At 42.6% G+C, this 26420-nt stretch carries 26 protein-coding genes; 16 read left to right on the forward strand and 10 right to left on the reverse strand.

Features of this window, described 5'->3' with window-relative positions; genetic code table 11:
• Nucleotides 1–20: 20 nt before the first annotated feature.
• Together CP947_RS03215 and CP947_RS03220 are read right to left on the reverse strand one after the other, a co-directional pair.
• On the reverse strand, nucleotides 21–635 hold the full coding sequence (locus tag CP947_RS03215) for a stage II sporulation protein M (RefSeq protein ID WP_096711792.1): 615 nt from the start codon (nucleotides 633–635) through the stop codon (nucleotides 21–23).
• A 1-nt stretch (nucleotide 636) separates the two neighbouring features.
• Nucleotides 637–1488 carry a DUF63 family protein gene (locus tag CP947_RS03220; RefSeq protein WP_096711793.1) on the reverse strand — a complete coding sequence of 284 codons (852 nt, stop codon included), beginning with the start codon at nucleotides 1486–1488 and terminating at the stop codon, nucleotides 637–639.
• Between the two features lie 124 nt (nucleotides 1489–1612).
• Here CP947_RS03220 and CP947_RS03225 point away from each other — a divergent pair, with 124 nt between their 5' ends.
• The 10 genes from CP947_RS03225 to CP947_RS03270 all read left to right on the forward strand — a co-directional run bounded on the left by CP947_RS03225 (nucleotide 1613) and on the right by CP947_RS03270 (nucleotide 11315).
• Complete coding sequence (locus CP947_RS03225) at nucleotides 1613–2674, forward strand: NAD(P)-dependent glycerol-1-phosphate dehydrogenase (RefSeq protein ID WP_373420702.1); 1062 nt, start codon at nucleotides 1613–1615, stop codon at nucleotides 2672–2674.
• Between the two features lie 25 nt (nucleotides 2675–2699).
• Nucleotides 2700–3143 (forward strand): UPF0179 family protein, encoded by a 444-nt coding sequence (locus CP947_RS03230; RefSeq protein ID WP_096711794.1) that lies wholly within the window; start codon nucleotides 2700–2702, stop codon nucleotides 3141–3143.
• Between the two features lie 36 nt (nucleotides 3144–3179).
• On the forward strand, nucleotides 3180–3806 hold the full coding sequence (locus CP947_RS03235; RefSeq protein ID WP_096711795.1) for a DUF2150 family protein: 627 nt from the start codon (nucleotides 3180–3182) through the stop codon (nucleotides 3804–3806).
• 175 nt (nucleotides 3807–3981) lie between these two features.
• Nucleotides 3982–4377, forward strand: a complete 396-nt coding sequence (gene cfbA, locus CP947_RS03240) for a sirohydrochlorin nickelochelatase (RefSeq protein ID WP_096711796.1) — start codon at nucleotides 3982–3984, stop codon at nucleotides 4375–4377.
• An 18-nt stretch (nucleotides 4378–4395) separates the two neighbouring features.
• Nucleotides 4396–5730: a coenzyme F430 synthase gene (gene cfbE / locus CP947_RS03245; protein WP_096711797.1), complete on the forward strand. Its 1335-nt coding sequence runs from the start codon at nucleotides 4396–4398 to the stop codon at nucleotides 5728–5730.
• Between the two features lie 14 nt (nucleotides 5731–5744).
• Entirely contained in the window at nucleotides 5745–6854 is a 1110-nt protein-coding gene (gene cfbD / locus CP947_RS03250) for a Ni-sirohydrochlorin a,c-diamide reductive cyclase catalytic subunit (protein ID WP_096711798.1), read from the forward strand.
• Between the two features lies 1 nt (nucleotide 6855).
• Complete coding sequence (gene cfbC / locus CP947_RS03255) at nucleotides 6856–7653, forward strand: Ni-sirohydrochlorin a,c-diamide reductive cyclase ATP-dependent reductase subunit (RefSeq protein WP_096711799.1); 798 nt, start codon at nucleotides 6856–6858, stop codon at nucleotides 7651–7653.
• 8 nt (nucleotides 7654–7661) lie between these two features.
• Nucleotides 7662–9107 (forward strand): Ni-sirohydrochlorin a,c-diamide synthase, encoded by a 1446-nt coding sequence (cfbB, locus tag CP947_RS03260; protein ID WP_096711800.1) that lies wholly within the window; start codon nucleotides 7662–7664, stop codon nucleotides 9105–9107.
• Between the two features lie 31 nt (nucleotides 9108–9138).
• The gene (gene endA, locus CP947_RS03265; RefSeq protein ID WP_394328812.1) at nucleotides 9139–10227 is read left to right on the forward strand and encodes a tRNA-intron lyase; all 1089 of its coding nucleotides are present in this window, start codon (nucleotides 9139–9141) and stop codon (nucleotides 10225–10227) included.
• A gap of 74 nt (nucleotides 10228–10301) precedes the next feature.
• Nucleotides 10302–11315, forward strand: a complete 1014-nt coding sequence (locus CP947_RS03270; RefSeq protein ID WP_096711801.1) for an AI-2E family transporter — start codon at nucleotides 10302–10304, stop codon at nucleotides 11313–11315.
• A 3-nt stretch (nucleotides 11316–11318) separates the two neighbouring features.
• On the opposite strand, the gene CP947_RS03275 is transcribed toward CP947_RS03270, so the two are convergent.
• Genes CP947_RS03275 through CP947_RS03285 form a run of 3 tightly spaced genes read right to left on the reverse strand, consistent with a single transcriptional unit; the run spans nucleotide 11319 to nucleotide 13730 of the window.
• A complete protein-coding gene (locus tag CP947_RS03275; RefSeq protein WP_096711802.1) occupies nucleotides 11319–11978 on the reverse strand; it encodes a PHP domain-containing protein in 660 nt (219 codons plus the stop codon).
• Between the two features lie 56 nt (nucleotides 11979–12034).
• The gene (gene hflX, locus CP947_RS03280; RefSeq protein ID WP_096711803.1) at nucleotides 12035–13291 is read right to left on the reverse strand and encodes a GTPase HflX; all 1257 of its coding nucleotides are present in this window, start codon (nucleotides 13289–13291) and stop codon (nucleotides 12035–12037) included.
• 31 nt (nucleotides 13292–13322) lie between these two features.
• The gene (locus tag CP947_RS03285) at nucleotides 13323–13730 is read right to left on the reverse strand and encodes a DUF2209 domain-containing protein (protein ID WP_096711804.1); all 408 of its coding nucleotides are present in this window, start codon (nucleotides 13728–13730) and stop codon (nucleotides 13323–13325) included.
• A gap of 374 nt (nucleotides 13731–14104) precedes the next feature.
• Between CP947_RS03285 and CP947_RS03290 the strand changes: the two genes are divergently transcribed.
• Nucleotides 14105–14707, forward strand: coding sequence for a hypothetical protein (locus tag CP947_RS03290; protein ID WP_165868993.1), 603 nt, complete (start codon nucleotides 14105–14107; stop codon nucleotides 14705–14707).
• Between the two features lie 33 nt (nucleotides 14708–14740).
• Here CP947_RS03290 and CP947_RS03295 read toward each other — a convergent pair whose 3' ends face one another.
• Nucleotides 14741–15727, reverse strand: a complete 987-nt coding sequence (locus tag CP947_RS03295) for a PAS domain-containing protein (protein ID WP_096711806.1) — start codon at nucleotides 15725–15727, stop codon at nucleotides 14741–14743.
• Between the two features lie 179 nt (nucleotides 15728–15906).
• Here CP947_RS03295 and CP947_RS03300 point away from each other — a divergent pair, with 179 nt between their 5' ends.
• Both CP947_RS03300 and CP947_RS03305 read left to right on the forward strand, forming a co-directional pair.
• Nucleotides 15907–17382 (forward strand): DUF2193 domain-containing protein, encoded by a 1476-nt coding sequence (locus tag CP947_RS03300; protein ID WP_096711807.1) that lies wholly within the window; start codon nucleotides 15907–15909, stop codon nucleotides 17380–17382.
• A gap of 57 nt (nucleotides 17383–17439) precedes the next feature.
• A complete protein-coding gene (locus CP947_RS03305; RefSeq protein ID WP_096711808.1) occupies nucleotides 17440–18189 on the forward strand; it encodes an MIP/aquaporin family protein in 750 nt (249 codons plus the stop codon).
• Nucleotides 18190–18409: 220 nt separating this feature from the next.
• On the opposite strand, the gene hcp is transcribed toward CP947_RS03305, so the two are convergent.
• From hcp to CP947_RS03320, 3 genes are all read right to left on the reverse strand, one after another.
• Complete coding sequence (hcp, locus tag CP947_RS03310; protein ID WP_096711926.1) at nucleotides 18410–20029, reverse strand: hydroxylamine reductase; 1620 nt, start codon at nucleotides 20027–20029, stop codon at nucleotides 18410–18412.
• 549 nt (nucleotides 20030–20578) lie between these two features.
• The gene (locus tag CP947_RS03315) at nucleotides 20579–21679 is read right to left on the reverse strand and encodes an ATP-binding protein (protein ID WP_096711809.1); all 1101 of its coding nucleotides are present in this window, start codon (nucleotides 21677–21679) and stop codon (nucleotides 20579–20581) included.
• 74 nt (nucleotides 21680–21753) lie between these two features.
• Nucleotides 21754–22851 carry a cobalamin B12-binding domain-containing protein gene (locus CP947_RS03320; protein WP_096711810.1) on the reverse strand — a complete coding sequence of 366 codons (1098 nt, stop codon included), beginning with the start codon at nucleotides 22849–22851 and terminating at the stop codon, nucleotides 21754–21756.
• Nucleotides 22852–23063: 212 nt separating this feature from the next.
• Here CP947_RS03320 and tnpA point away from each other — a divergent pair, with 212 nt between their 5' ends.
• From tnpA to CP947_RS03335, 3 genes are all read left to right on the forward strand, one after another.
• On the forward strand, nucleotides 23064–23465 hold the full coding sequence (gene tnpA / locus CP947_RS03325) for an IS200/IS605 family transposase (RefSeq protein WP_096711811.1): 402 nt from the start codon (nucleotides 23064–23066) through the stop codon (nucleotides 23463–23465).
• On the forward strand, nucleotides 23462–24514 hold the full coding sequence (locus CP947_RS03330; protein ID WP_096711812.1) for an RNA-guided endonuclease InsQ/TnpB family protein: 1053 nt from the start codon (nucleotides 23462–23464) through the stop codon (nucleotides 24512–24514). Before tnpA ends, CP947_RS03330 begins: the two co-directional genes overlap by 4 nt.
• A 139-nt stretch (nucleotides 24515–24653) precedes the next feature.
• Nucleotides 24654–26021, forward strand: a complete 1368-nt coding sequence (locus CP947_RS03335; protein WP_096711813.1) for an NAD(P)/FAD-dependent oxidoreductase — start codon at nucleotides 24654–24656, stop codon at nucleotides 26019–26021.
• A gap of 11 nt (nucleotides 26022–26032) precedes the next feature.
• Here the strand turns inward: CP947_RS03335 and CP947_RS03340 are convergent, their stop codons facing one another.
• A complete protein-coding gene (locus CP947_RS03340) occupies nucleotides 26033–26407 on the reverse strand; it encodes a winged helix-turn-helix transcriptional regulator (protein WP_096711814.1) in 375 nt (124 codons plus the stop codon).
• Nucleotides 26408–26420: the final 13 nt, after the last annotated feature.

The raw sequence follows: 26420 nt of genomic DNA on the forward strand, positions 1-26420 counted from the left end.
AAAAGATTTGTTGTAAACCCTCAGACAAAGGCAATGAACATGGGGGTCACGAATGTCTCGATCACTGATGCCACCAGCAAGAGAGGTGCTACAAAACGTATGAAAACAGCCACACCTGCTGTTATTTCCTGTTTTACCGATACTGCCTGGCCCCGCAGTTTGGCAAGAGTGGTCAATCCTATACGTACTCCGATAGCAACCGAGAGAAATATCATCGGCAGCTCGATCAAGCCATGGGGAATTATCGCCAGTAAAACATATGAAAGGCCCTCCTCAGCACCGGTCACATAAGCCACTGCACCCAGCACATAACCGTTATAGGCCAGGAATAAAAGAGGAATGAAACCTATACTCACACCCAGCAGGATAACCGCCAGGCTTTTCAGGGCATTGTTCAGGAAAATAAAGAGCATTATCTGCAGGGGAGAAAGTTCCTTGATGATATCCACCAGGCTTTGTAATTCCTCCAGGGACATGTCCGCTGAAGCAGGACTCATGGAAGTATAAATGTAACCCGCCAATGCTGAGATGAAAAATACCGCAATGGACAGGACAAAAAGGCTTTTCAGTGAAATAAAGTATCTCTGCAGGTCTTCAGCAACCAGAGAGCCGGGAAAAATATCATTGCGTTTCATTTCAGATACCCAGTGCCATCCTCAGTGTGTTTCTTGTAGCAGGAGACAATCCCAGTACAATAATAACCATCTTTACGAAAGTTCTTAAAGATATTGATTCTTCGCTATCGTTAAACTGGGTATCCAGCACATAGATCACCGGGATGAAGATCGCAAGTTTGAGGGGATACATCACAAGTGCCGTGCCTGTCAGATCGATCAGGTAGGAAGGCACAACATGTTTTTCATAATATCCCAGCATATCAATACCGATAAATGTGGAAGATGCATCCATTAAATGAACCCAGAGAATGGTGAAATTGAGCCTGTCTGTAATCAGGCCGATTCCCTGCCAGCGTGCCAGGCCGTAAATGGAAAAAGCAATCAATGTTCCTATCACCAGAATCAGGACAAGCGCATCGGGTCTTACAATATCCTCAAAATAGAGCAGGGCGTACAGGTTGAATAAAAACCACAAACCTCCTGCAGCGGCAAATGTCTTTTCCCAGTCGCCTACAACATCCAGGTCATAGAGTTTTTTGGATACTACCAGACAGGCAAGAGTCACAACAAAAACCACAAAATAGATGTTGGGAGTAATAAAGAGATATTTCAGGGGAGCACTGAAGACATTGGCATCCTCAAGCACCCTGAGGGACGAACCTGCCAGGATAAAGGGAATTATGGTCAAAATGAAGCGTTCATCCACTTCAACTTTCATCCGGTCAAGCAACTTTATAACACCAAAAACACATGCACCAAGAATCAGGGCCCATGTTAGTGTATTAACCGGGTTGTAACCACTATCATAGATAATGGGATCAATATAATACTTATTTACAAATTGCAAAATCTTATCAGTTAATGTATTCATCTATAAATCACAATCCGAAAAATCCCGTTGGGGCTAATATACAGAAGAATCCGGCTGGAAGCACAATTATAAAAGAGATAGATATAATATAAGTGTTTTTACAAATAAAAGCAGGGTAATTCAATTGAACGAACTCAAGAGCAACAAATGGATGCAACTTCCCCGGGACGTTCTGGTCGGCAGCAACATGTTAGGAAAGGTAGCCGATGTATGCAGTGATCTCAAACTCGGCCGCAATGCGCTGATCGTAACGGGCCAGAAAACCCGGGATATCGCAGGTATTAAGGTCGCAGAAGAACTTGAAGAAACCGGCAGGAGTGTCCAGATCCATGTCTCGGCCAGTGCTTCCATGGAAGAAGTGGAAAATGTCATGGAAATTGCCAGAGAAATGGATACAGATTTCCTGCTGGGAGTTGGCAGCGGCAAATCCATAGATGTAGCCAAACTGGCTGCTACCAGACACAATGTACCTTTCCTGAGCATACCCACAGCCGCTTCCCATGATGGCATCGTCTCGTCCAGGGCTTCCATAACACATAATGGTGAGACAGCCTCCATTCAGGCAAGTGCACCCATGGCAGTAATAGCCGACACCGAAGTCATCGCAAAAGCCCCATTCAGGTTACTTGCAGCAGGCTGTGGGGATATTATATCCAATTGTACAGCAGTACTTGATTGGCAACTGGCACACAGGTTGCAGAATGTTTCATTCAGTGAGTACTCTGCAGCTTTAGCCAGTATGACCGCAAACATTCTCATAGAATCCGCAGATTCCATAAAGCCTGAACTTGAAAGCTCGGTTCGGATGGTTGTCAAAGCCCTTGTATCAAGCGGGGTTGCCATGAGCATCGCAGGTTCATCCCGGCCTGCTTCGGGCTCGGAGCACATGTTCAGCCACGCATTAAGCCGCATCGCTCCAAATCCTGCCCTGCATGGAGAACAATGTGGTATCGGGACGATCATGATGATGTACCTGCATGGCGGGGACTGGCAGGAAATAAGGGATGCCCTCCGGATAATTGGTACTCCCACAACGGCCCATGAATTGGGCATCGAAGATAAATATATATTACAAGCGCTTGTTGAGTCTCATAAAATTAGGCCGGAAAGGTACACAATACTCGGGACCGGGATAACACCTGACGCAGCCGAGGTGGTGGCAAGGACCACCGGAGTAATTTCATGATTATTGATCATTACAGGTGATACTTATGGATGAAGAAGATACCATGATTACACTCATCGGAACTCAACTTGCCCGGGAAGGGGAAGAGTTCATATTTGAAGGGGAAGCTCCAGAATGCGAAAAATGCAAACTCAGGAATACATGCATGAATCTGGAAAAGGGACGCAAGTATGTAGTCCGGAAAGTAAGGACAAATACCCTGCACGAATGTTTTGTTCATGAACAAGGAGCATACGTGGTTGATGTTGCAAAAGCTCCGATCATTGCTGCCATTGATTCACGCAACGCTGTCCAGGGTTCCACTATCAGCTATAAGGAACCAAAATGTGACACAGATGACCAGGAATTGTACGACCTGTTCCACCCTGCAGGAATAAAAAATGGCGATAAATGTACAGTTGCAGAAGTCATGGGAAATATTGAAAGTGACCAATGCAGCGGATATAAGAAAGTCAGACTTAGGTTTTGAAAAATCCCTATATAATTTATAATGCGAGGGGCTAGAATGCCAGAAACTAGTGATAAACAGATATTTCATGAATTTTATACGGAAAAGCGATGGAACAACTGGCTTCAAAAAGTTGGAGAAAGCAATTTCAAGCTTGAAGAATCCGGGGATACTCCCGAGAATGATAGTGCTATTTTTGTGAACATGCAGGATGATGTGATCCTGGCATGCCTGAAGGTCATAGCTACCTGCCAGCGTGGAGAAAATTCTGTAGAAGAAACCCTTGATATCCTCTCCAGTATCGAAGAAATCGTTCTGAAAAAGGTAGATTCCATATCCGAAGACACCGATATGATGATCGAATCCCTTCAGAATTCTTTGCTGGCAACATTCGTCTCCTTCGAATGTTACCTGAACGGGGACTTTGATAAGGAATCAAAAATATCCGACCTCATAAAAAGTGCAGTCGAAGCCGAACATGATGAGGATTTCGAGGCCGCCCTGGGATATGTTGCAAGGATAGGTGCCCTTGTACTGGATGGCAAGGAACTTCCGGGCAAAGAAATGGAAGATATGCCCTATGGAATTGTTGCCGAATGGATGGACGGAATTGATTCCATAGAAGCCGCAATGGTAGGTACTGACAGTTACAAGGAAGACGATGGAGAATACGAAGTTGTCTGAACCTCACCCTTTTTGATCCCCTCCACCCTTATTTTTAATTAAAGTTCACCCTGCAAGATCGATCCGAATTATTTTTATGTAATCACTCATTCATAGGGAGTAACACAAACACCCTACGAAAGTAAGACTGGTGTTTTAATATGCATATTACACTGACAAAAAAGAGGTATTCCACATGAGTGAAAAAATAGGAATTCTAGCAATCGGACATGGAAGCAGACTACCCTACAACAAAGAAGTAGTTACAAACATCGCCAACACCATCGCAGAAAAACACCCTGAATATGTAATCCGTACAGGTTTCATGGAAAACTGCGGCCCCTCCGTAGAAGAAGCCATGAAAGAATTCGAGGGAACCGGAGTTACCAGGATTGCAGCAGTTCCCGTATTCCTCGCATCCGGCGTACACATCACCGAAGATATTCCTGAGATTCTCAAACTCGACCCCCAAACAAACGAAGGAAAATTTGAGGTCGATGGCAATGAAGTTCCCGTTGTTTACGGAAAACCCCTCGGTAACCACGAAATGCTTGCAGACCTTGTCTTTGAAAGGGCAAAGGAAGTAATCTGAAATAATTTATGAGACCACATGACAGCAGGACAGAGACATTTCATAGTGCTTGACCTGAATCACGGTGGCCTGTTGATAAGCAGTAAACTTGCAGGCCACGGATACAGCGTAACCGCAGTGGATGTTTACGGCACACTCCCCCCAAAAAAAATCTCTGACCTGCCTGCTGGAGTAGAGGTGGTTAGCAAGCCACCTCTGCCGGACAAAAACGCTATTATAATCACACCTGTCCATCTGGACCCCAACTATCCTGTTCTTACAAAAGCCAGATCGCAGGGAAATACCATCTATTCTCACCATTACATCACCGGCTGGATACTGCGTGAGGAGGGTATCTTCAGTCAAGCAAAAGTAATCGAGATCACCGGGGTTAAAGCCAAGACCAGTACTGCAACCCTTCTGGCCAGGATACTTTCCTTTAAGGAAGAAGTCATACTACATACAACCCGGGGCATAGAATACCTATCAGAAAACCAACACATCATGCTCCATAAAGGTCTCAGTATAACTCCCGCAAGCATACTTGAAGTTGTTAATATTGTCAGAGAGCAGGAAATTGAGCCATCGGTTTATGTGCTGGAAGAATCCCTGGGCACAACTGGCATGGGTGAAATGGGCATACTCACAACCCTCAGCCCTGACTACAGGATTGCTTCAAACAGCAAATGGGCAAGTGAAGCCAAATGGAAGATTATGCAACATCCTGTTGTGATAATGAATCATCAGGACACCAGCCTCATAGAAAATAACACAAAGACTGAGATCATAACATTTGCTAACGGCAATCAAAACGCCGATCTTATCAGCAGAATATCCAAAGAAACTATCAGTATTACTTATGATGAAAAAAACATCGACTGCAAACTCCAACCCGGTTATAATCCTGAAGAATATGCAATTGCTTTTGCCGCCAGCGCATGTGCCGGCCTGCGGGCAGGAGCAGACCCGCACGACATCCAGAGAACCTTTGAAGGATTTAGTGGTTTAGAAGGAAGAATGCAACGGGTGGAGTTTCAACAAAGGAGACTCATTGATAACTCCAGTTCGGGATTGGATATTGATTCAGCAAGATCGGCCATTGAGATGGGACTGAATAAATCTGCAAAAAACGTGCTGATTATCGGAGAACATGCCGCACAGGTATGCGAAGGCTTTGCTCCGGAAAACGTCCAGATCCTGCTTTCAGAATACAGACAGTTCCTTGACCATGTGATCCTGATAGGCAAACGCATGGAAAACTTAAGTTCACAGGATATCATTCACAGGAAAAACCTGCAGGAAGGCCTGGAAAGTGCCCTTTCGTTAACCGACAGCGGCGACACCATTATATCCTGCGTTAAATGTTTCAGGTAAAAAAGAGGAGAAAAATGCAGCAGAAGAACCTTTCTATCATGCATCCCCGCCCGAGTTCCATAGTCGCGGCGCTGTACACTTTGAGAGACCTTAATGTTGAAGTCGCAATCCTCCACGGGCCACCGGGTTGTTCTTTCAAGCATGCAAGATTGCTGGAAGAGGACGGGATCCGGGTTGTGACCACTGCCCTGGACGAAAACGGTTTCGTGTTCGGAGGACATGACCGACTTGTGGATATGTTACAGAAAGTAGAGGAAAGGTTCAGCCCGAAACGCATCGGTGTCGTCGGGACATGTGTGAGCATGATAATCGGCGAGGAACTCCATGAAGCGGTCATGGAAGCAAATCTGGATGCCCCTGTAATCGAAGTAGAGGTCCATGCCGGCTACAATGATAACACCAAAGGAGTATTGTTTGCCCTGGAATCCGCCCTTGATGTAGGAATAATCGACAGGCAGGAATTTGAAAGACAGCAACATCTTCTCAATGAAGCCACAAATGTCGAAAAAAAATATGGAGCAGCAAGCAAAGAGTATCTTGAACCATCCCGCGGTGATGTAAAATATACTGTGGCAAAAAGAGTCATAGAAATGCTCAAAGCAGGCAAGAAAGGAATCTGCATCCTCAATGCCAAAAAAGAGACCGCCTACATGTTTGCTGATATAACGATGGCCCTGCATGAAGTGGCCGTAAAACTCGGTGTTGAGGACAACATTGTCAATTTCGCAAATCTTGATACGGAGCTTGGGTTACCCCGGGTACGCCAGCATGCAGAACATATTCTTGCAGACATGCATGATAACGTAAAAATAGATGAAATAATAGGCGGACTGGATGAATATCCCATTGCAGGCCAGCAGGTCAGGCAACTTATAAAATCAAAATACAAAGATTTCGATTTTGCCGTGATCGCCGGTGTACCCCATGCAATACCAATGGAAGCGCTTGAAGGCATGGAACTTATATCTATCACTAATGGACCCAGACAGGTTCATCCCCTGAAAGATATGGGGCATAAACATGTGCTTGTGGAGATAGACCTCCATCCAAAAACACTGGGTGTGACAAATATTGTGGAATCTGAATTCGGAGCCACATTAAGGCAACTTGCCAGGGAGGAGTGAAATGAATCCACAGAAAAGGATTGCAATCTACGGTAAAGGCGGCATCGGGAAATCAAGTACTGCATCCAATGTAGCCGCTGCGTGTGCCGATGAGGGCTATAATGTCATGATCATCGGATGTGACCCCAAGAGCGATTCATCCATAACCCTCCTGGGAGGAAAACGTATCCCCACTATCCTGGATCTACTCAGGGAGGGTATGGAAATAGAAGAGGAAGACGACGTGGTTTTTGAGGGATACAAGGGAGTGAAGTGTGTAGAGGTCGGTGGACCTGAACCGGGTATAGGTTGTGCCGGCAGGGGAATCATTGTTGCAATCCAGAAACTCAAGAAGATATCCGAATCCATGAAAGAAATGGACCTTATCATTTATGATGTGCCCGGGGATATCGTATGTGGCGGATTTGTCGCCCCGATCAGGAAAGGACTGGTCAATGAGGCCTATGTCCTTACATCCGGGGAATACATGCCCCTGTATGCAGCCAACAACATTTGCAAGGGATTGTCCCGTATAAATACGAAACTTAGCGGTGTAATCTGCAACTCACGCAGTGTCAGTCGGGAAGAGGAGATAGTTAGCAGATTTGCAAATGAAATTGGAAGTGACCTGGTGGCCTTTATACCAAAGGAGCAGATCGTTCAGGACTGCGAAAGGGATGGCTATTCCGTGCTTGAAAAGGCGGGAGAGACACCTATTGCCGAAGTGTATCGCAGCCTTGCAAGAAATATAATGGCCAGCGATTGTGCGGTCGATCCCGGGGCACTGACAGATGAGCGGCTCAGGGAACTTACCCGGTAAGGAATTGTATGTCCGATCAAAATCTTATGGAGATGCCCCGTCTGCTGATATCCGCAGATCGTTCTTCTTCCGGTAAAACAACAATTGTTGCCGGAATGCTGGCAGCCCTTACTGCAAGGGGATACAGGGTACAGCCTTTCAAGGTCGGCCTGGACTACATCGATCCGAGTTATCATTCTGAAATCACTGGTCGTAATGCCCGCAATATTGACGGCTACCTCATGGATGAGGAAGGAATTCGTGATGTGTTCACCCATGGATGTGAAACTGACAAGAAGGCAGATGTTGCCATCATCGAAGGCGTAAGGGGTCTCTATGAAGGCTTTGATAGTTTCACCGACACTGGAAGTACTGCCCAGATAGCAAAAATACTCAAATGTCCGGTAGTGCTGATAATCAATGCCCGCAGTATCACACGTTCAGCCGCAGCCCTTGTAAAAGGTTACACCTCTTTTGATGAAAATATAAACATTGCAGGAGTAATCCTGAATAATATCGGAAATCCCCGCCATGCAAAAAAGGCCAGTGAAGCCATTGAGCACTACACCGGGATTCCCGTACTTGGAACCATCCGCAGGGATAATGCAATGCAGATATCCATGCGCCACCTCGGACTGATTCCGGCTCTTGAAGGACGCAGACGTATCAGTGACCTGGACCAACGAATCGGAACTATCCGGGACAGGGTGGACGAGGGGGTGGATATTGCAGAGATACTTAAAATTGCAAACTCTGCAGAACCTGTCGAAAAACCTCCAAGGAGCATGTTCACATCCCGTGACATAAACGGAAAAAGGCCTAAAATCGGTGTGGCACTTGACGAGGCATTCAATTTTTATTATTATGATAACATCGAATTGCTCCAGCTGGCAGGTGCAGACCTGGAATATTTCAGCCCGGTCCATGATGGTAAGTTACCGGATGTTGATGGATTGTATATCGGAGGAGGATATCCCGAACTTTTTGCCCCCCAGCTTCAGGACAATGAATCCCTGCGCCGGGAGATTCGGGAAGCATCCAGATCAGGAATGCCCATTTATGCAGAATGTGGTGGGCTTATGTACCTGACAGAGAAACTCACCACCGGCGTAAAAGGAAAAGGCACATACCATATGGCAGAAATGCCCGAAGCCACAACCGAAATGGTGGGAGCATTACCCGGCCACACCCTTATGGGACATACACGTGTGGTTAGTTACAATAACGGTCAAATCGTAAAGGATGCGATCATAGGCAAAAAGGGTAATACATTCAGGGGCCATGAATTCCACCACTCCGAGATAAGGGAAATCCCGGATAGCACGGATTTTGCCATTAAACTTTCCCGGGGCATCGGAATCAAAGGTGAATGGGACGGGATGACAGTAGAAAATACACTGGGATCCTATGCACATCTGGAAGGCGTTTCCTACCGTGAATTTGCCAGGTCCTTTGTGGATTCTATACTGAAGTAAAACCAACCTATAAATAAAAGCGAATCTCATTGTGCCATCGCTATTTACTGTTTACCGGGTGCTCGGCTTGATTGGAAAATTGAAAGAAGACAGGGTTGTTGCCGGCAAAGAGGCAATTGAAGAGATATATGAAACCAGTTATTACGGCAGGCCCAAAAAAGACAATTTAATACTCACCCTGGTTGAAGCAGCACACCTGCTTTACCGTGAGAAACTCGAAATTGAAAGTGAAGGCAAATCACTTGGATTTGAAGAGTATTTCAAGAGTGCATCCCTGTTAAACCCAAATTTTGAACTCAAATATATTGTGTATAAGGACCTTCGAGAGCGTGGGTTTTACGTTCAGCCGGGAGTTGCGGATTTCAGAGTATATCCACGGGGTGGCAAACCCGGAAAATCCTCATCCAGAAGTTATGTGTATGTTCATTCGGAAAGAGTTGCCCTTCCTCTGTCCGTTCTTTTGAAAAATCTGGAATCAGCATGTAACGTGCACAAACAGCTCATAATTGCAGTTGTGGACGAGGAAAGCGACATTACCTATTATGAAGTGCAGGAATCAGACCCTGCAGGTAATATGGAACAGCTGTATCCTTCACTGCATACTCCTGCAACTATGCTTGAGGATCGTGTCATTGTCTGGAACAGCGAGGCTTCCGGTAAACTGTACGAAAATGGTTTTTATGGAAAACCCCTGGATCAAAAAAGGCTACAACTGTCCCTTGTAGAGGGGGCTTTCCTGCTAAAGAACAACATAATTGAAGTAACCACACGAAAGGATGACAACAAACTCAATTTTGATGAATTCTGCGAAAGGGCCGCGCATATCGAGCCTCTTTTCCAGAGGAAATACAGGGTATATGAAGATCTCAGGACCCGAAAACTCGTACCTAAAACCGGATTCAAGTTCGGTACACATTTCAGGGTCTACAGTGAAGTGAAGTCCCCATCAGAGATTGCCCACTCCGAATACCTGGCCCATTCGATTGGTACACAGCATGAATTTTCCCTGCCGGTTATGTCAAGGGCAATCAGGCTGGCCAACAGTGTGCGTAAAAAAATGCTCTTTGCAATAGAAGCCGATGAAATACGTCATATTGATATTACACGTGTGAAAATGTAAAGACCCAAAAACACAGGCAAATAAAAAAGACGAGCTTATTTCAATCCCGGGAACAACTCAAGCGAAGGTATAAGATGAGAAATGAAAAGGATACAAAAATAGCAATCGCCCTGCTTTTTATAGCAATACTTGCAGTTGCAATTACCTATGCCCTGTATCCCTATATTGAAGCTTTTTTTGCTGCCCTGATTATTTATGTAATAATGAAACCCGCGCATGATTTGCTGACAAAAAGGCTGAAAATCAATAACCGGGCTGCCTCCATTGTATTGATCGTGCTATCCATTGTAATTATAATAATTCCCCTGTACTACCTGATAATCCTTCTATCCCAGCAGGTAGGGCAGGTGCTGGAAATTGTAACAGTAAATATGGATATTATCTACGGGGATTTACAAAAAATAAATGAACTGGTTCCGGCTCTGGACCTGGAACAGAAAGCATCGGATCTCGTCACAACAATTGGGGGATTCGTAAGCCAGCTTGTGCTGGAAACCATTCAGAACCTGGGAAACCAGCTTATCGGCCTGATTATAATGGTTTTCCTGTTGTACTACCTGTTTACCACGGATGATAAGACACTTAAGGACCTGACTTCCAATATAATCCCTTTCAGTGACAGCAACAAGGATAAATTGATTGGGGAAATGAAGAATATCATCCATTCCACAATAATAGCCACTTTCTTCATAGCAGCCGTGCAGGGCGGATTACTTGCATTCACCTTTTATCTGCTTGACATCCAGGGAGCAATACTATGGGGATTCGTCACACTGATTCTTTCAATAATGCCTGTTGTAGGTGCCCCTCTTGTATGGGGCCCGGCAATTATTTTCAAAGTAATCGAAGGAGATTTGTTTGCTGCAGGTGTCATTTTTATAGCAGGAATGGTAATCAGCAACATAGATAATTTCCTGCGTCCTTATATTCAGGATAAGGTAGGTGCAATCCATCCCTTTGTTTCCCTGTTGGGAATTTTCATAGGAATATACCTATTCGGACTGGTTGGTATCGTAGTTGGGCCACTGGTTCTTTCTTCCTTCCTGCTGATGTTAAGAATGTTCTATGAGGATTACATCAAAACCTGATATTCAATAACTGTTGACTTTTTTCCTGATGCCCCTGAACATCTGTCCTACCACATATTGAGGAGGTGTCAACTTACCCCCGGGTTTTACACGCCCTGCTTTTATCGCAGAGAGGACGGAATCCACCGATTCATCCTCTACATCGATGTCAGTATAGGACCTGCCAACCATACATGGCTCATGAGCATCACTGCCTCCTACTTGCGGCAATCCCAGCCTTTCGGCAACTATCTTTGCCCTTGTATTGGCATAAGGGGTTAAACAACGAGAATTGAAAACTTCAACTGCATCCACATCCAGACCTTTCAGATGCCCGATCCCATGAGAGGTTTTTTTGTAGGGATGAGGTATGATTACAACCGCTCCCAGTTTACGTGCAGATTCAATCGTGGAAAATACATCCATTCCCGCAGGCACACTTTCCGATGCACCCAGCACAAGCACATGGCCTTCAACAGAACTTACTTCCTGCCCGGGGATTACCAGTATATCCGAAGCAATTTCTAAAGCCCGTCGTGCACAGGTAAAACCACCTTCAACACTGTCATGATCACATATAGCAACCCCATCCATCCCGTTTTTTTTAGCCCATTTTAGGATGGAATCAAATTGAGAATCACTATCTTTTGAAAAACAGGAGTGCACATGCAGATCGATCAACATATAGTAAAGGCTATGCAATTTGAATTTATAAATCTTTGGAGGTGGTTTCAGCCGTATTACCGGAAACTTAATCTTTTTTCGAGAGATCTGGCTTTGTGATAGACCTCATTTCTGGCCTCCACATCCATGACAACAGTATTACCATAATTTATACTGTGCACGATTCCTTCCTCAAAAAGCCAGGAAACAGCAGACATGCTTTCACCTGACATAGGCAACTCCAGGGTAAACCGTTTCCATTCAGGCAGATGGGAGTGAATAATATCCTTGAGTTCATCCAGCCCTTCACCGGTCTTTGCAGAGACCACCACTGGATTGGGAGCCAGGTAGGCGATCGATCTGAGCCGGGAGCTGAGTTCTTCGGAAGAAAGCCTGTCAGCCTTGTTGATAGCGGAGATGATTGTGGCTTTTTCGAGACGTTCCCAGAATATTTCATGGGATACGGCGAGTTTTTTCCTTATAACATCTACCGGCTCACTGATATCCACCACAAGCAGGATGATGTCCGCCCTGAATACATCTTCCAGGGTTGAGCGGAATGCATCCACCAGAAAATGGGGGAGATCTTCTATAAATCCCACGGTGTCTGTGAGGAGGGTCCATCGGCCATTAATATTCAGATATCTTGTGGTGGGAGAAAGAGTGGTAAAAAGCATATTTTCCACCTCCACATTCTCATCTACCAGACTCCGGAATAATGTGCTTTTTCCCGCATTCGTATAACCTGCAAGGGACAACAGGGAAAAACCTTTGGAATGCCGGTAACCACGCAGGTTTTCACTGTCTCTCTGTCCTGTGCTGAGTTCTTTTTTAATGCGGCTTATACGTTTCTTGACATCCTGCTCATAGGAGTCCTCATAGCCTCCCAGACCCATGAAACCGGGGCGCTCTTCCATTTTTAGCAGGGATACGATTTTCCTGGCTCTGGGAAGTTCATATTCCAGCCTGGCAAGTTCAACCTGCATACGGGAACGCCTGGTGGTGGCCCGGCTTGCAAAAATTTCCAGGATCAATTGAAACTTATCTATTACCTCGCACTTGCACATCTCGGAGAGGTTATATACCTGGGTTACAGAAAGGGGATTGTAGAATATTATTTTTGCAGGTTTTTGTGACAGGGCCAGCTCTGCAACCTCTTCTGCCTTACCTTTGCCTATCTGGTATTGTCGGTCAGGGTAACGGGTCTGGATCACTTCAGAGACTACATTATAATTTCCAGCCCTGGCAAGTTCCCTTAATTCAGCAAATTTGCGTTGGTTTTGCGACTCACTGCAACGGGGAATTCTCCTCTGTACAAGAATTACATCTTTCATATGGTTTAACTCTGGATTATGAAAATATAGTTTATAGATTATCTTTGATTGGTTCCCATGACCGGGGATCAAGAAGTAAATTGCGACTGCTCAGGGATATATGGTGAGCGATTTCAACACCCATCCTTTCACTCAGGGATTCTGGATATTTGAAAGATGCGGTGAACATACTGTTTGAAAGCCATTCAGGCTGGTTGAAAAGATCTCCTTCCTCTGCCACTATGATTACTCCTCCCATTCCTTCAACTGTTCTTTCAATCATCTGTACAACATCCACAACCTCGGGTGGGTTGTCACTCACAAATGGTTTGATATTTACACCATGTATCTGTTTCACATGCCCTCCTGACACCGAAAGGGATACAGCGGCACATACCATCAGGTATCTGGAATTATGCCGATGCCGCCCTGATATATCTACAGCAATTATCCTTTTCATTTTTAAATTCCCGGTTATTTGAAGTATTCCGCCCTTAGTAAGATTTTTAGTAATAAAATATTTGTCTTTTTAGTATGCAGACCTTGAAGAAGATTTTTAAACATAAGTTAGATCGTTGTAGGGATAGGAGAAAAAATGCATTGTACCTTTTATTGTCTTGGATGACATGAAAAATAAGTAATTTAGTCCCATTTTTTTGCTGTCCACTACCATTGATGAGCCGTGAGGAGGACTTCCTCATATTGGGAATTATTGAATAAAAAAACAATTGATCTGGAAGGGTCCTGTATCCATATTTCAGTACTTAGCTAATTAGAGCATCTGAACTTAACAACACCTCCCGTTAGATTTATATGCGGCGAAAGCGCCGCCATATGTCATTTCTACCATTCAGTTCAAGGACCTGTGAGAAGGTCGAATTAAGACCAAAACACTGTATTGATACCATTCTTAAACCATTTTTCGATAATATCGGCATCAAGATAAACGGTCAACTCAGCTCCAAAGATCTATTTTACACTGCCATATGTATGGCAGTGGATAAAAGTTCAGTTCATTCTGCATCAAAACACTATCAAGAGATTCCATGTGAGACATCTTTGAGATATCATCTCAGGAAACTAAGTCTTGAAGAACTTATCCAGGCAAATCAAAGTATTCTGCTTCACAGTTCTGTCAGTACTCTAAAACCAGAGAAAAAGTATGAGTTTGCTATCGAATCATCTTACAGGATGAGAAATATTGTTAAACCAAGGACATCAACAAAAGATGTAACTTTCAGATATTTCTTTACAATATTATCGTTCCTGCTCAGAAATGTATGGATATATCTCCAGAAAAAGCATTTTACAATCGTAAAACCAGGTCCAATAACCATTGATGAAGACAAGTTCAGGTTTGCCAGATTTATTTTGTTTGTTGAAGAATGGCTTAGGAGAAAGTTAAGGATTCAGCTAGTAGTGCAGTGTTTAAGGTAATTCAATAGGGGTAGGAAAAAGATGGAGGTAAAATTAGAGAACTACTGAACTTTCTTTTTTAGTGATATCATCTACTATACAGACACCACCTATAACCTCTCTCCCTATTTTGATTGGTGAAAACCATTTGTGGTACATTCGTTTTAATCCATTTTCACTGATGCTGCAGGCACCATTGTATTCACAATATTCGCCATCAAGGCATCTTCTGTACCACTCTTCAAGTCTGCCGTCAACAGCATCATGAAACACATTTCCGCCCTTGAGATCGTCCTCGCTGCACTGAAGCAACTTTGGAAATACTTCATTAAAATATGTTATATTTCCTTTTTTGTCAAAAGTGACAATACCAAGTGGCGCATTCTGGACAATGCTTTCGTTGAATTGTTTGAGATAAGCGATCTCATCCATCATCCTCTGATGTTCTGTAAGGTCATCTGCTACACCAACCGCTTCTAGGACCTTTCCGTTCTTCATCAAAGGGCTGATGCTGATGTTGAAATATTTATCGTGTCCTTCGTCATCAAGGAACTTCAGCATCCCTGTGCTCTTATTCCCGTTCTTGAGATTCTCAATAATATTTTCCAGTTTTTCAGCGTCATCTTTATGAACGAAATCCAGTATATTGTGTCCAATTGTTTCACCTGGGCTTATTTTTAGGTAGTCATAGCTCACTGGATTGACATAGGTGAAGTTTCCTGCAGGATCAATGGAGAACACAAGGTCGGGGTTTGTTTCAACGAGTGTCTGGTATTTTTCCTTTGACCTCTTAAAATCACTGATTATTCTGTCGACTTTACGGATCGCTCTTTCCTGCATTTTTTGAGTGGTGCTAATCAGATGTTGCATTTCAGCTGATATCGAGTCGATGCTCTCCAGTTCAGGTGCATGGTCGCCCATTTCAATTGTTGCTTCTTCGATAACATCGGAAATAGAAACTCCTCTTTCCTTTGCAACTTTTTTTAACATGTCATATACAGGGGTTTTGATTGTTGTACTCGAATATCCTTCAGTCGGCATATGTGCTCCATATATTTTCTATATTAATATATGTATTTCTCTACTCTGAGCTATCTCCAATTAGAGGTATAAAATAAAGTTACATGGTATGTTTTATATGTTACGGTAAGATATACCATAAACTTTTTATTTACACAGGATATACTTTTTTATGAAACCTATTAGTGGAGGTATAGGAAGTGAAGAAAATATACGACAAGATGGCCAGAGAGGCCATAAATGCACAGAAGGCTGTTATAAGCACGATTAAAGATAAAAGAGGAACAGAGTTCAAAGTGACTGACGCAAAACCGTATGTGGATGCTGTCAATCAGATGTCTCCAGAGGGTGGGCAAAGCAAGGAAGTATTCGATTTGCATATTGATTCGGTCAATGCTCACTATAATGTCATGACATCCCTTACTGACACAGTTAGGCCGGAAGACGATCCCTTCGTTGAGCATTACCAGACACCCCCTGTCCTTGAAATTCTCTATGATGAAGACCCGGCATTCAGGGCATCCGTCGAGAAATTTGTTGATGCTATTGGAAAAGCTGAAGCCCTTATAGGGAAGGAATCAATAAGAAGATATGGTGGATTCTATGGTCCGACCTGTGTTGTGGATTTTGCATTCAGTCCCGGAAGTACCAGCAATGTCGTCAACAGGATTCTTCAGAACCTGGACATCCCTGATGATCACAAGCGCACAATACTCTCCTCTAAATCCTGGGGTATGAATACCTCGTACGGTATTGGTGCTCAGTTCCAGACATCTTTGGAAGAAGGCAAGACTGCTGCCGATGCAGTGAAAGATGAAATTGAAATGCTCAAAATGATATACGATACGCCGGTGGAAGCCCAGGCACTTCTCATGGAGCAGCATGGCCACACCTCCTTCGATGTCAAAAAATATATGGAAGGATATCGGAAAAAAATGGAAGGCACTGTGAAAGCTGCAATGGATGAGGAAATCTTCTACGGAAACATAGTAACCGTTCCTGCATATGGTGTAGGAGACGTTGCGCACCACATATCTCAGTCCATGTTCAATATGACAAAAGATGATATGACGATGGCTATCCTGGAAGCTGTCAGCGGTGTGCTCTATGACACACTAGAAAGTGCAATGGGCAAGTTCAAAAACGAGTATTCTCCACTGACAATCGCTACCGATGCTACAGCAGGTGCTACCACTAAAATTCTCTGGATGGATGGCTTCACTACAATGATGGTCAATGATCTGCTGGTAAAGAGATTCCACAATTATGTCCTCACCAATCCTGCAAGGGATGCTGCAGCAGAGTTGCATAACGTGGATTTCATAGACCTGATCGAGAAGGGTGAGCGCATTATCGACCACAAACCAAGGGGAGCCGGATCGGTAGTCCAGGGCATACCTATTGACTACAGTGCGATCGAAAACAATGATGTGATAAATAACCCGCAGCGTTATGCATATCCTGCATGTGCGATAACTGTCCGTTTCTCCTCCCTTATGAGGCTTGCTGACTTCCCATGCCTGCTCACAAGTGAGCCTGTAACCGCAACCCTCATGACGAATATAATTTCTCTGCATAAGGAGGACCCACACTCCCCGGCAAGGGTGTGTAAGTTCTGCACTGCAAACTACTTTGATTACAAGTGCAACTATTGCAACTGGAAGGAAGCAGTGTGAAAAGCCTAGAGATAGTGTGCCTTCTTTGAACACTATCTTATTTTGAGAGGTGTCTTTATGTCAGAAATAAGTTTGTTCAAAAGGTCCATTGCTGAACTCATAGGTACCTATGTGCTGGTGTTCCTTGGTACCGGATCTGTAGTGACCGCTATGTTGCTGGTGCAAGGTGCGAACCGGATCCCGGAGAATTCTTTTAATGTTGGTCTAAACATCGAAGCCTGGTTTGCTATAGGCATTGCTTTTGCCATAGCGATAATTGCAATGATATATGCATTTGGGCACATATCGGGTACACATATCAATCCTGCAGTGAGCATTGCACTGTGGGCCACAGGACGTTTTCCTGCAAAGGATATGATGGGTTACATCGTTGCTCAGTTAATAGGCGCAAGTCTTGCATCATTTACAATTGTGGCAATTTTAGGTTCCCGTGCAGTTGATACTGGCCTGGGGGCAACTGCAATGTTCGACGGTGTCAGCTATAGTCAGGCAATACTTTGTGAAGCAGTAGCAACTTTCTTCCTGATGCTGACAATTATGGGTTCAGCTGTCGACAAAAGAGCACCAGCAGGTTTTGCAGGACTGGCAATCGGTCTTGTAGTTGCTGCGGACATAATTGTTGTTGGGAACATAACAGGATCATCGCTTAACCCTGCCCGTACTTTCGGACCGTATCTTGCCGAGTTTATGCTGGGAGGTACGAACTTCTGGTGGCAGTTCCCAATCTATATCATCGGACCAATAGTTGGAGCTTTAGTGGCTGCTTTTGTCTATGACTATGTAACAGAATTGAAAAGTTGCGAATGATGTAATTCATTCTTCGTTCTTTATTTATTTATTTATTTATTTATTTATTTATTTATTTATTTATTTATTTATTTATTTTAGTGTAACTATTCAACCTAATTTACTTCTGCCAAGCTGATTCCCCATCATTGATGAGGCGGGAGAAGGACTTCCTCATATTTGGAATTATTGAAAAAATAAGACAGTTGACCCTTATGGTCCTGCCTTCATTTTTAAGAGTTTACTTTAAGAGTCTTGCCATATCCTCTTCTACAGTAGTGTTCGGTGTTATGTTGAACTTTTCCACCAGCACTTTCAATACATTAGGGGAAACAAATGCCGGCAGTCTCGGTCCAAGCGTGATATCCTTTATTCCAAGCCTCAGGAGAGAAAGCAATACAAGGACTGCCTTTTGTTCATACCATGCGATATTGTAGGAGATAGGTGCATCATTGACATCTTCAAATCCAAGTCTGGCCATAAGTCCCTGTGCAATGATTACCAGTGAAAATGAATCATTACACTGTCCTGCATCCAGTACTCTGGGAATGCCGTCAATGTCCCCCAGGTTAAGTTTATTGTAGCGATATTTTGCACATCCAGCGGTAAGTATGACAGTGTCTTCGGGCAGTGCCTCTGCAAAATCTGTGTAGTACTGCCTGTCCTTGTGACGTCCGTCACACCCTGCCATTACAATGAACTTCTTAATTTTGCCCGCCTTGACAGCATCAACAATCTTGTCTGCATTGGACAATACGGTGTTGTAGGCAAACCCACCCGTAATGGTACCTTCTTCCAGTTGCACAGGAGGTTCACAGGCTTTTGCCTGCCCGATGATGGCAGAGAAGTCTTTCTTACCATCTTTAGGTACAATGTGTGTGGCACCATCATAACCTACGGACCCGGTAGTGTATAATCTGTCAATGTAGGTCTTCTTCGGAGGAACTATACAGTTGCTTGTCAATAATACTGGTCCGTTGAAACTCTCGAATTCCTGCTTCTGGTGCCACCATGACCCACCATAGTTGCCCACCAGGTGTTCGTACTTCTTAAACTCAGGATAGGCATTGGCAGGCAGCATCTCACCGTGGGTATATACATCGACACCGGTTCCCTCTGCCTGATCCAATAATTGTTTCAGGTCATTCAGGTCATGCCCACTTATGAGAATTGCAGGGTTGCTTCTAGTTCCGATATTGACCTGAGTCGATTCCGGATGCCCGAATGTAGTGGTATTTGCCATGTCAAGTGCTGCCATCACATCAAAACCCTTTTCCCCGCATCTCAGGACCAGGGAGATGAGTTCCTTTTCAGTTAGGCTGTCATCCGTGGTTGCCACAAGGCCTTTCTCAACAAATGAATTGACCTTTTTATTGGTATGTCCAAGCATCATAGCATGATGGGCATATGCTGCAATTCCTTTGATACCAAAGATCAACAATTCTCTTAATGACCGGATATCTTCATCCTCTGTTGCAAGTATGCCGGTATTCCTGTCATTGAGGTTTTCCGGGGTCACAGTTGCTATCCCGGGCAAATTGTTCTCATCAAGTGCATTGTTATCCAGAAGTTTCTGCTTGATCTCCTTCTGAAGCTCGAATCCCCTGTCAATACGTTCCTGAATACCGGTTGCTCTGAAATCGGTATTTGTTATGGTTGAGAACAATGCATCGAACATAAAATCATCAGTGCTCGTCTCAGAAATGCCCGCCTTTCTTGCTTTCTGGTTGTAGAATGAAATGCTTTTAAGCACATAGATAAGATCGTCCTGAAGGTCTGCAACTTCCCCTTTCTTACCGCACATACCATTCTTAGTGCAACCTTCCCCGTTCATTGTTTCTTCACACTGATAACAGAACATTTTATCACCTTTATTTTTAGTTATGGAATGTAGGTATGCAACCATTTATCTGTTTGAGATTGTGGTTGCCACCTTGTAAGTTAACACTGATATATCTGAGATGTGACTATTTATAGAGATAGTTTCCACTTTGATACTTCTAAAACCCACTCCTCTATAAGCTATGTTGTCACACCTACTTAAAATACCGGTGGCAAAGAATCAGATGTGATTTTATTTTCTTATATTTCGTCCTATAATAACCCCATAGTTTCCACTGGAATTTATTATTCCAAACCCAATATATGCAAATTATATAATGTATTTATTATGTACAATTGTGCTTTTGAAATTTTTTATATTATATGTGCCAAGCTCTTCCCTAATATTGTTGGAAATATAATTAGCGAAAAACAGTGGCCTGTTCTAGATTAAGTATTCATAAAAGGTAGTTACAAGAAAAAGAATAATAATAATTAAACACCAATCTGTCACTATTATTCTGTTCATGCTTTTATCTTTTGCAAACCCCTTACTTGTTACAATACCCGGGAGCAGGTTTTGCAAATTTTATTTTTTTGATGGCACCGTTAGTGTAAATGTCGTTCCTTTTCCTAATTCACTTTCCACCTTGATTTTACCTCCATACCTTTCAACAACTTTTTTGACAATGTATAAACCAATCCCAGTATTCCCGGTACTTCCAGCCTTGAAATTTTCATCAAATATTTTGTCAAGGATATCTTTTTTCATCCCAGCCCCGTAATCCCTGATACTGATCTCACTATAGTCTTTGTTAGGGGATATCACAATATCCATTTTTTCTGTTTTGCCATGGTTAATGGCATTTCGAATCAGATTGTCAATTACAGAACTGAATGCTTCATCAGCTACAATCTTACCGTAACCGCTAATATTGAACTGGATGGGGTAATTGGAACTTACTTCTTCTATTATTTCACGGGTTTCATATACTGCAAGTTTGCCTCCTTTGGATACCGTATATTCCAGATTTTTCATGTCATTAACCAATTTTATACTGGCTTCTACAGATTTCATGACTTTGCTCAGATAAGTAAAATCGCCCTTTTTTTCTGACAGGTATGTTGCCATCTGAATCACGTTTAGATGATTCAATATGTCATGGCGCAATATTCGATTGATTACCTGTAAAATATCCTTAATTTCAGTTTGTTGAATTTCTATCTTTTTTCTTTCAGCAATAGAGTGAATTACCACTACATACCCACTTGTTATTCCGGATTTTTCTTCAATTGCAGAAATACTGAGTTCTACAAAAAACGGTTCCTGGCTATAGGAGAAAAGTAATAGTTCTTTATGATGTAAGGGAAATATGCTTTCCTGCTGTGATAATGTAAATACACCATTTTCAGAATTTGATGTTGTTTCTTTAAATTGCAAAACTTCATCGATTGGTTTGTTGATGATGTCCTGGTTATTACCAATAAAAGAGAATGCTTTTTGATTAACCAGTGTAATAATAAAATTCTCATCTGTCACAATTACAGGATCTGCAATATTTTGAAGTGTGACTTTGAATCTCTCTATTTGATATTCCAGATTTTTATTTGTCTTTACAAGATCACGTTGAGTATTTACTAACTCATTATTCAACTGTGACATCTGATCATATATTTCACTGTCATCCATGCCTATCCCTTCACAAGAATATACAAATCCGGCTTCTTCTGCTATGTTTATTTCAGCAACAAATCACTCAAACGTTATTTCCTGTCAAATAATTCATTTGCCAGCGCCACCGACTGCTTTGCATCCGGAGCATAGAGATCCGCACCCACTTTTTCCCATAATTCAGGATCGATGTTGAATGGATGTCCACCTACCATGATAGTTGTATTTTCCAGATCTTTTGAATTCCTCAATTCCTGAACCAGTGCCTTTAGCTTATGAACATTGATTGAAAGGGTAGCAGAAACAATAACAACCTGCGCATTTGTATCATTAACTGTCTGTATTATACTTTCTGCAGGCGTATTTGCTCCCAGGTAATAACTATTCCAGCCATCCATCTCAAAGAAGTCTGCAACCATTCTCACGCCCAATTCGTGTAATTCATTACCTATGCAGGTAGCCACAACGGTCCTATCCTTATTTCCCTGTGAAATCATTTCTGGATAAAGCCGGGACATAATGTGTTGAGTTGAAGCAGTAATATAGTGTTCTTTGGCAACGCTTATCACGTTGGTTTGCCAGAGTCTTCCCACTTCATATTGTGAAGGCTGGAATATATTAAGATAGATATCTTCTATAGTCGCTCCTTTTTCAAGAGCACTGAAAATTAAGTCGGATGCAGCATTCTTTTTTCCTTCAATAAGCAGGTCAATATATTTGCCTGCTAATTTACCATAATATGTATTTCGATCAATATAAGATACTGTATCATTTTCTTTTTCTTCAAATGCCATTAACCCGGCATCTAGATATTCATGTATAATATCTGCTTCTTCCTTTGTAAACTGGTTTTCAGCAACTTTTTCGGAAACAACTTCTTTTATAATCTGAAAGTTTGTGATCAGGTATTTTTCCGGAATTCCCAGGTTATGCATAAGGACTTTGACCCATTGCATGTAATCCAGGAATAGAGGTTTACTATGAACACAGATAGCTTCTCCCAGGTAGAATATGTGATATCTACAATCCTGCAATGACAGTTTTTTTCCTTTTTTGCCATACTTTGCAGTCAATTCGGGTTGCCGGGCATATTGTCTTTCGACAACCTTTTCTGAAAGAGTGTTACAATTGGTATACAAAAATTGGCCCATTGATGTACATTTTTCAGGTATTGTATTACTGAGTTGCATATTTTATCCCGGGGTTTTATTTCCTAATTCAGTTTAAGCGGCAATGTAGTATGGCTATAAATCTATTTTTATAAAAGAATAAGTTGGCCTTTTACGACTAATGGGGCGTAGGGGTAGAGAAAGCCTATGACTTTAGTCATAGGATGAATCGTACCCCACTCATTTAGTTAATCACAAATGTTATATAGATGTCAGACATATAATACATTATCATGGCAACAGAGAGATGGAAACATAGCAATACAACGGTGTATAACATTGGTTTTCATTTAATATGGTGTCCTAAATATAGACGCAATGTTTTAGAAAATGAGATTGAAGCACGTTTAAAGGAACTTCTCTATAATAAAGCAGAAGAAATCGGAGTAATCATTGAAAAAATGGAAATAATGCCCGACCACGTTCATCTATTTGTGAAAACTACACCTACAATGAGTCCTCATTGGATTGTTCAACAATTGAAGGGTTATACATCTCGTATTTTAAGACAAGAATTTTCAGAAATGAGAACTAGACTCCCGACATTATGGACTCGAAGCTACTATTGTGAATCTGTAGGTCACATTTCGGAAACAACGGTTAAAAAATACATTGAGGAACAGAAAAATAAATGATACTCACATACAAAATCAAGCATCATCGAGATTTTTCCGATGAACTAAAAAAGGCTAAACAAGTAGCCCACTATGTATTAGAGCATCATCCGCATTCAGCTAAATTCAGTTCCAAAGATGTAAAACAATTCGGATTAAAATCAGTGATGAGCAATCAGATTATTCGTAAATACGGGCGTAATAAGAAGATAAAACGTGTCAATAAGGTTAAATTAACAATCCCTAAACAGGGAATCCAGTATGCCCCTGCATCACAAATTATCAAAATAACAGCATTGAAATTGGAACTTAAACATGAAATCCCCATCTACTTCGACACTATCAATCAGATTGAAGTAGATAACGAATATCTCTTTGTTTCTGTAACCCACAAAGAAAATTCAGAATATGAAGCTACAGAATGGTTAGGAGTAGACCGAAATACTACAGGTCATATAGCAGTCGTAGCATCTCCTGATACTGGAAAAATTATGAAACTCGGTAAATCAGGACAACATATTCATGAAAAATACAAACATATCCGTAAAAATCTACAAAAGAGAGGTAAATATCGAAAAGTAAAACAACTCAAAAACCGTGAAAGTAGAATCGTCCGAGACATTAACCACAAAATTAGCAAGAAGATAGTGGGTAATGCCTATGAAAATGGCTACGGAATCAAGCTCGAAGAACTCAAGGGCATCCGTAAGAACAAGAAACAAGCAAAGTCATTCCGTTATTCCTTGAATAGTTGGTCTTTCTATCAGTTCCAAATGATGATAGAATACAAAGCCAAACTACTTGGAGTTCCTATCGCTTATATCGACCCTGCATACACTTCTCAATCATGTAGCAGATGCGGTCATATAGGGGACAGAAATGGCAAAAACTTCCAGTGTCCTTCTTGTGGACACGTTGAACATGCGGACGTTAATGCAGCTTTCAACATTGCATTATCTCCAAACATAGTTCGATTTGCTACAGAAAGTGATGTAGCAAAGGGGAATACTGGTATCCCCAAAGCGGCAATGATTAGAAAGCAATCAACCGTAGAACCCCACGCACTTTAGTCGTGGGAGTATGTCAGCAACAATTGAATGTAAGAGATTTTCATCCCGGGTATTATGTGGTAAATAATTATATACCTCCAGATTGCTTTTCTTTATGAGGTCTAAAAGGCACATGAATTAGGTATACAAATACGATGTAATTATTATCGGAGCCGGACCTGCCGGGATGTTTGCAGCCAATGAACTTTCCGGTCATGGTTTGAAAATCCTGGTAATTGACAGGGGCAGAGATGTCGAAAAGAGACATTGTCCTATGGAATCCGTTCAACACTGTATGCACTGTACCCCCTGCAATATCATGTGTGGAGTTGGCGGAGCGGGGACATTTTCTGACGGGACCCTGAATTTAAGACCGGATACCGGAGGAGATCTTTTAGAATTCACTCATGATCAGGAGAAGGCATGGGAACTTGTGGATTATGTGGATAATATATTCCTGCAGTGTGGTGCCACAGAAAAAATGATCTCACCAAAGGGAGAAGATGTAGAACAACTACAACGCCGGGCTGCGTCGGTGGGAGCAAAATTCATCGATATAAAACAACGGCATATAGGAACAGATAACGCACCTGCTGTTATTGGGAACTTTAAAAAGAGACTTGATGAAAATGGAGTGGATTTTCTCCTGAATACTGACGTGAAAGATCTCTGGATTGAGAACAATGTCTGCAGGGGTGTTTTTCTGAATAACGGCAGGACAATAGAATGCAGTTATACGCTTCTTGCACCCGGCAGGATTGGGGGAAAATGGGTCAATGAAATGGTTGATAAACATTCCATTGATGCCCGGTTTGCAGGTGTGGACATCGGCGTTCGTGTGGAGGTTCCTGCAATCATAATGGATCCTGTGACCAAAATTAACCGTGATCCGAAATTCCACATCCAGACCCGCAAATATGACGATTTCATACGTACTTTCTGTACCAATGAACACGGTTTTGTTGTCAGGGAAGAGTATGAAGGATTCATTGCCATCAACGGGCATTCAATGCATGACACGGTTTCTGAGAATACCAATTTCGCATTCCTGGTACATATCGAACTGACAAAACCCATTGAAAACACAATAAAGTATGCCAGGTCGGTGGCAAAACTGGCAACCACCATAGGAGGAGGCAAACCTGTCCTCCAGAGAATGGGAGATCTGAGAAGAGGGCGGCGTTCCACTGAAGCGCGTCTTACAAGAAATCCGGTGGTGAATACCCTAAAAGATGTAACGCCAGGAGATATTTCAATGGCCATGCCGCACAGAATAGTTATGGATATCATAGAGGGACTGGAAACCCTTGACAGGATCATCCCCGGTGTGGCTTGCGACTCCACCCTTCTCTATGCTCCGGAGGTCAAGTTTTATTCCATGAAAATACAGGTTGACGGGAATATGCAATCAAGTACCAGGAACCTGTTTGCAGCCGGGGACGGAGCAGGATTGTCCAGAGACATAGTTAATGCTTCTGCAACCGGAATCCTGGCGGCAAGAGGAATATTGGAAATATCCGCCCGGTAACAATTACAGTTTTAGTTCCCGGCTGTTTTTCCAACACCGCAATACTTACAATCGGAAACACTGCAAAGCGGATTGTCAAACTTCCATTTGAGACCCCATCCCTTGATTTCCTTGATTATTTCGATAAATTCCTGTCCACTTTCACTTAACGAATAGAAGGATTTTACAGGGATGGCCGAGGAATCAATTTTCTTTTCGACAAGTCCATGTGACTCAAGTTCCTTCAGGCGGGTAGACAGCATTTTTGGTGTAATATCTCCCAACATTGCTTTGAGTTCATTGAACTGTTTCTGGTATCTATCTCCTTTATGCAATTCCAGTAGAATACACAGCGTCCAGCGTTTGCCAATTATGTCCATCATCTTGTAAAGGGTGCAATCTTTCATAGTATCTAGTTAG

Source organism: Methanohalophilus euhalobius (assembly GCF_900215215.1).
GTDB lineage: Archaea > Halobacteriota > Methanosarcinia > Methanosarcinales > Methanosarcinaceae > Methanohalophilus > Methanohalophilus euhalobius.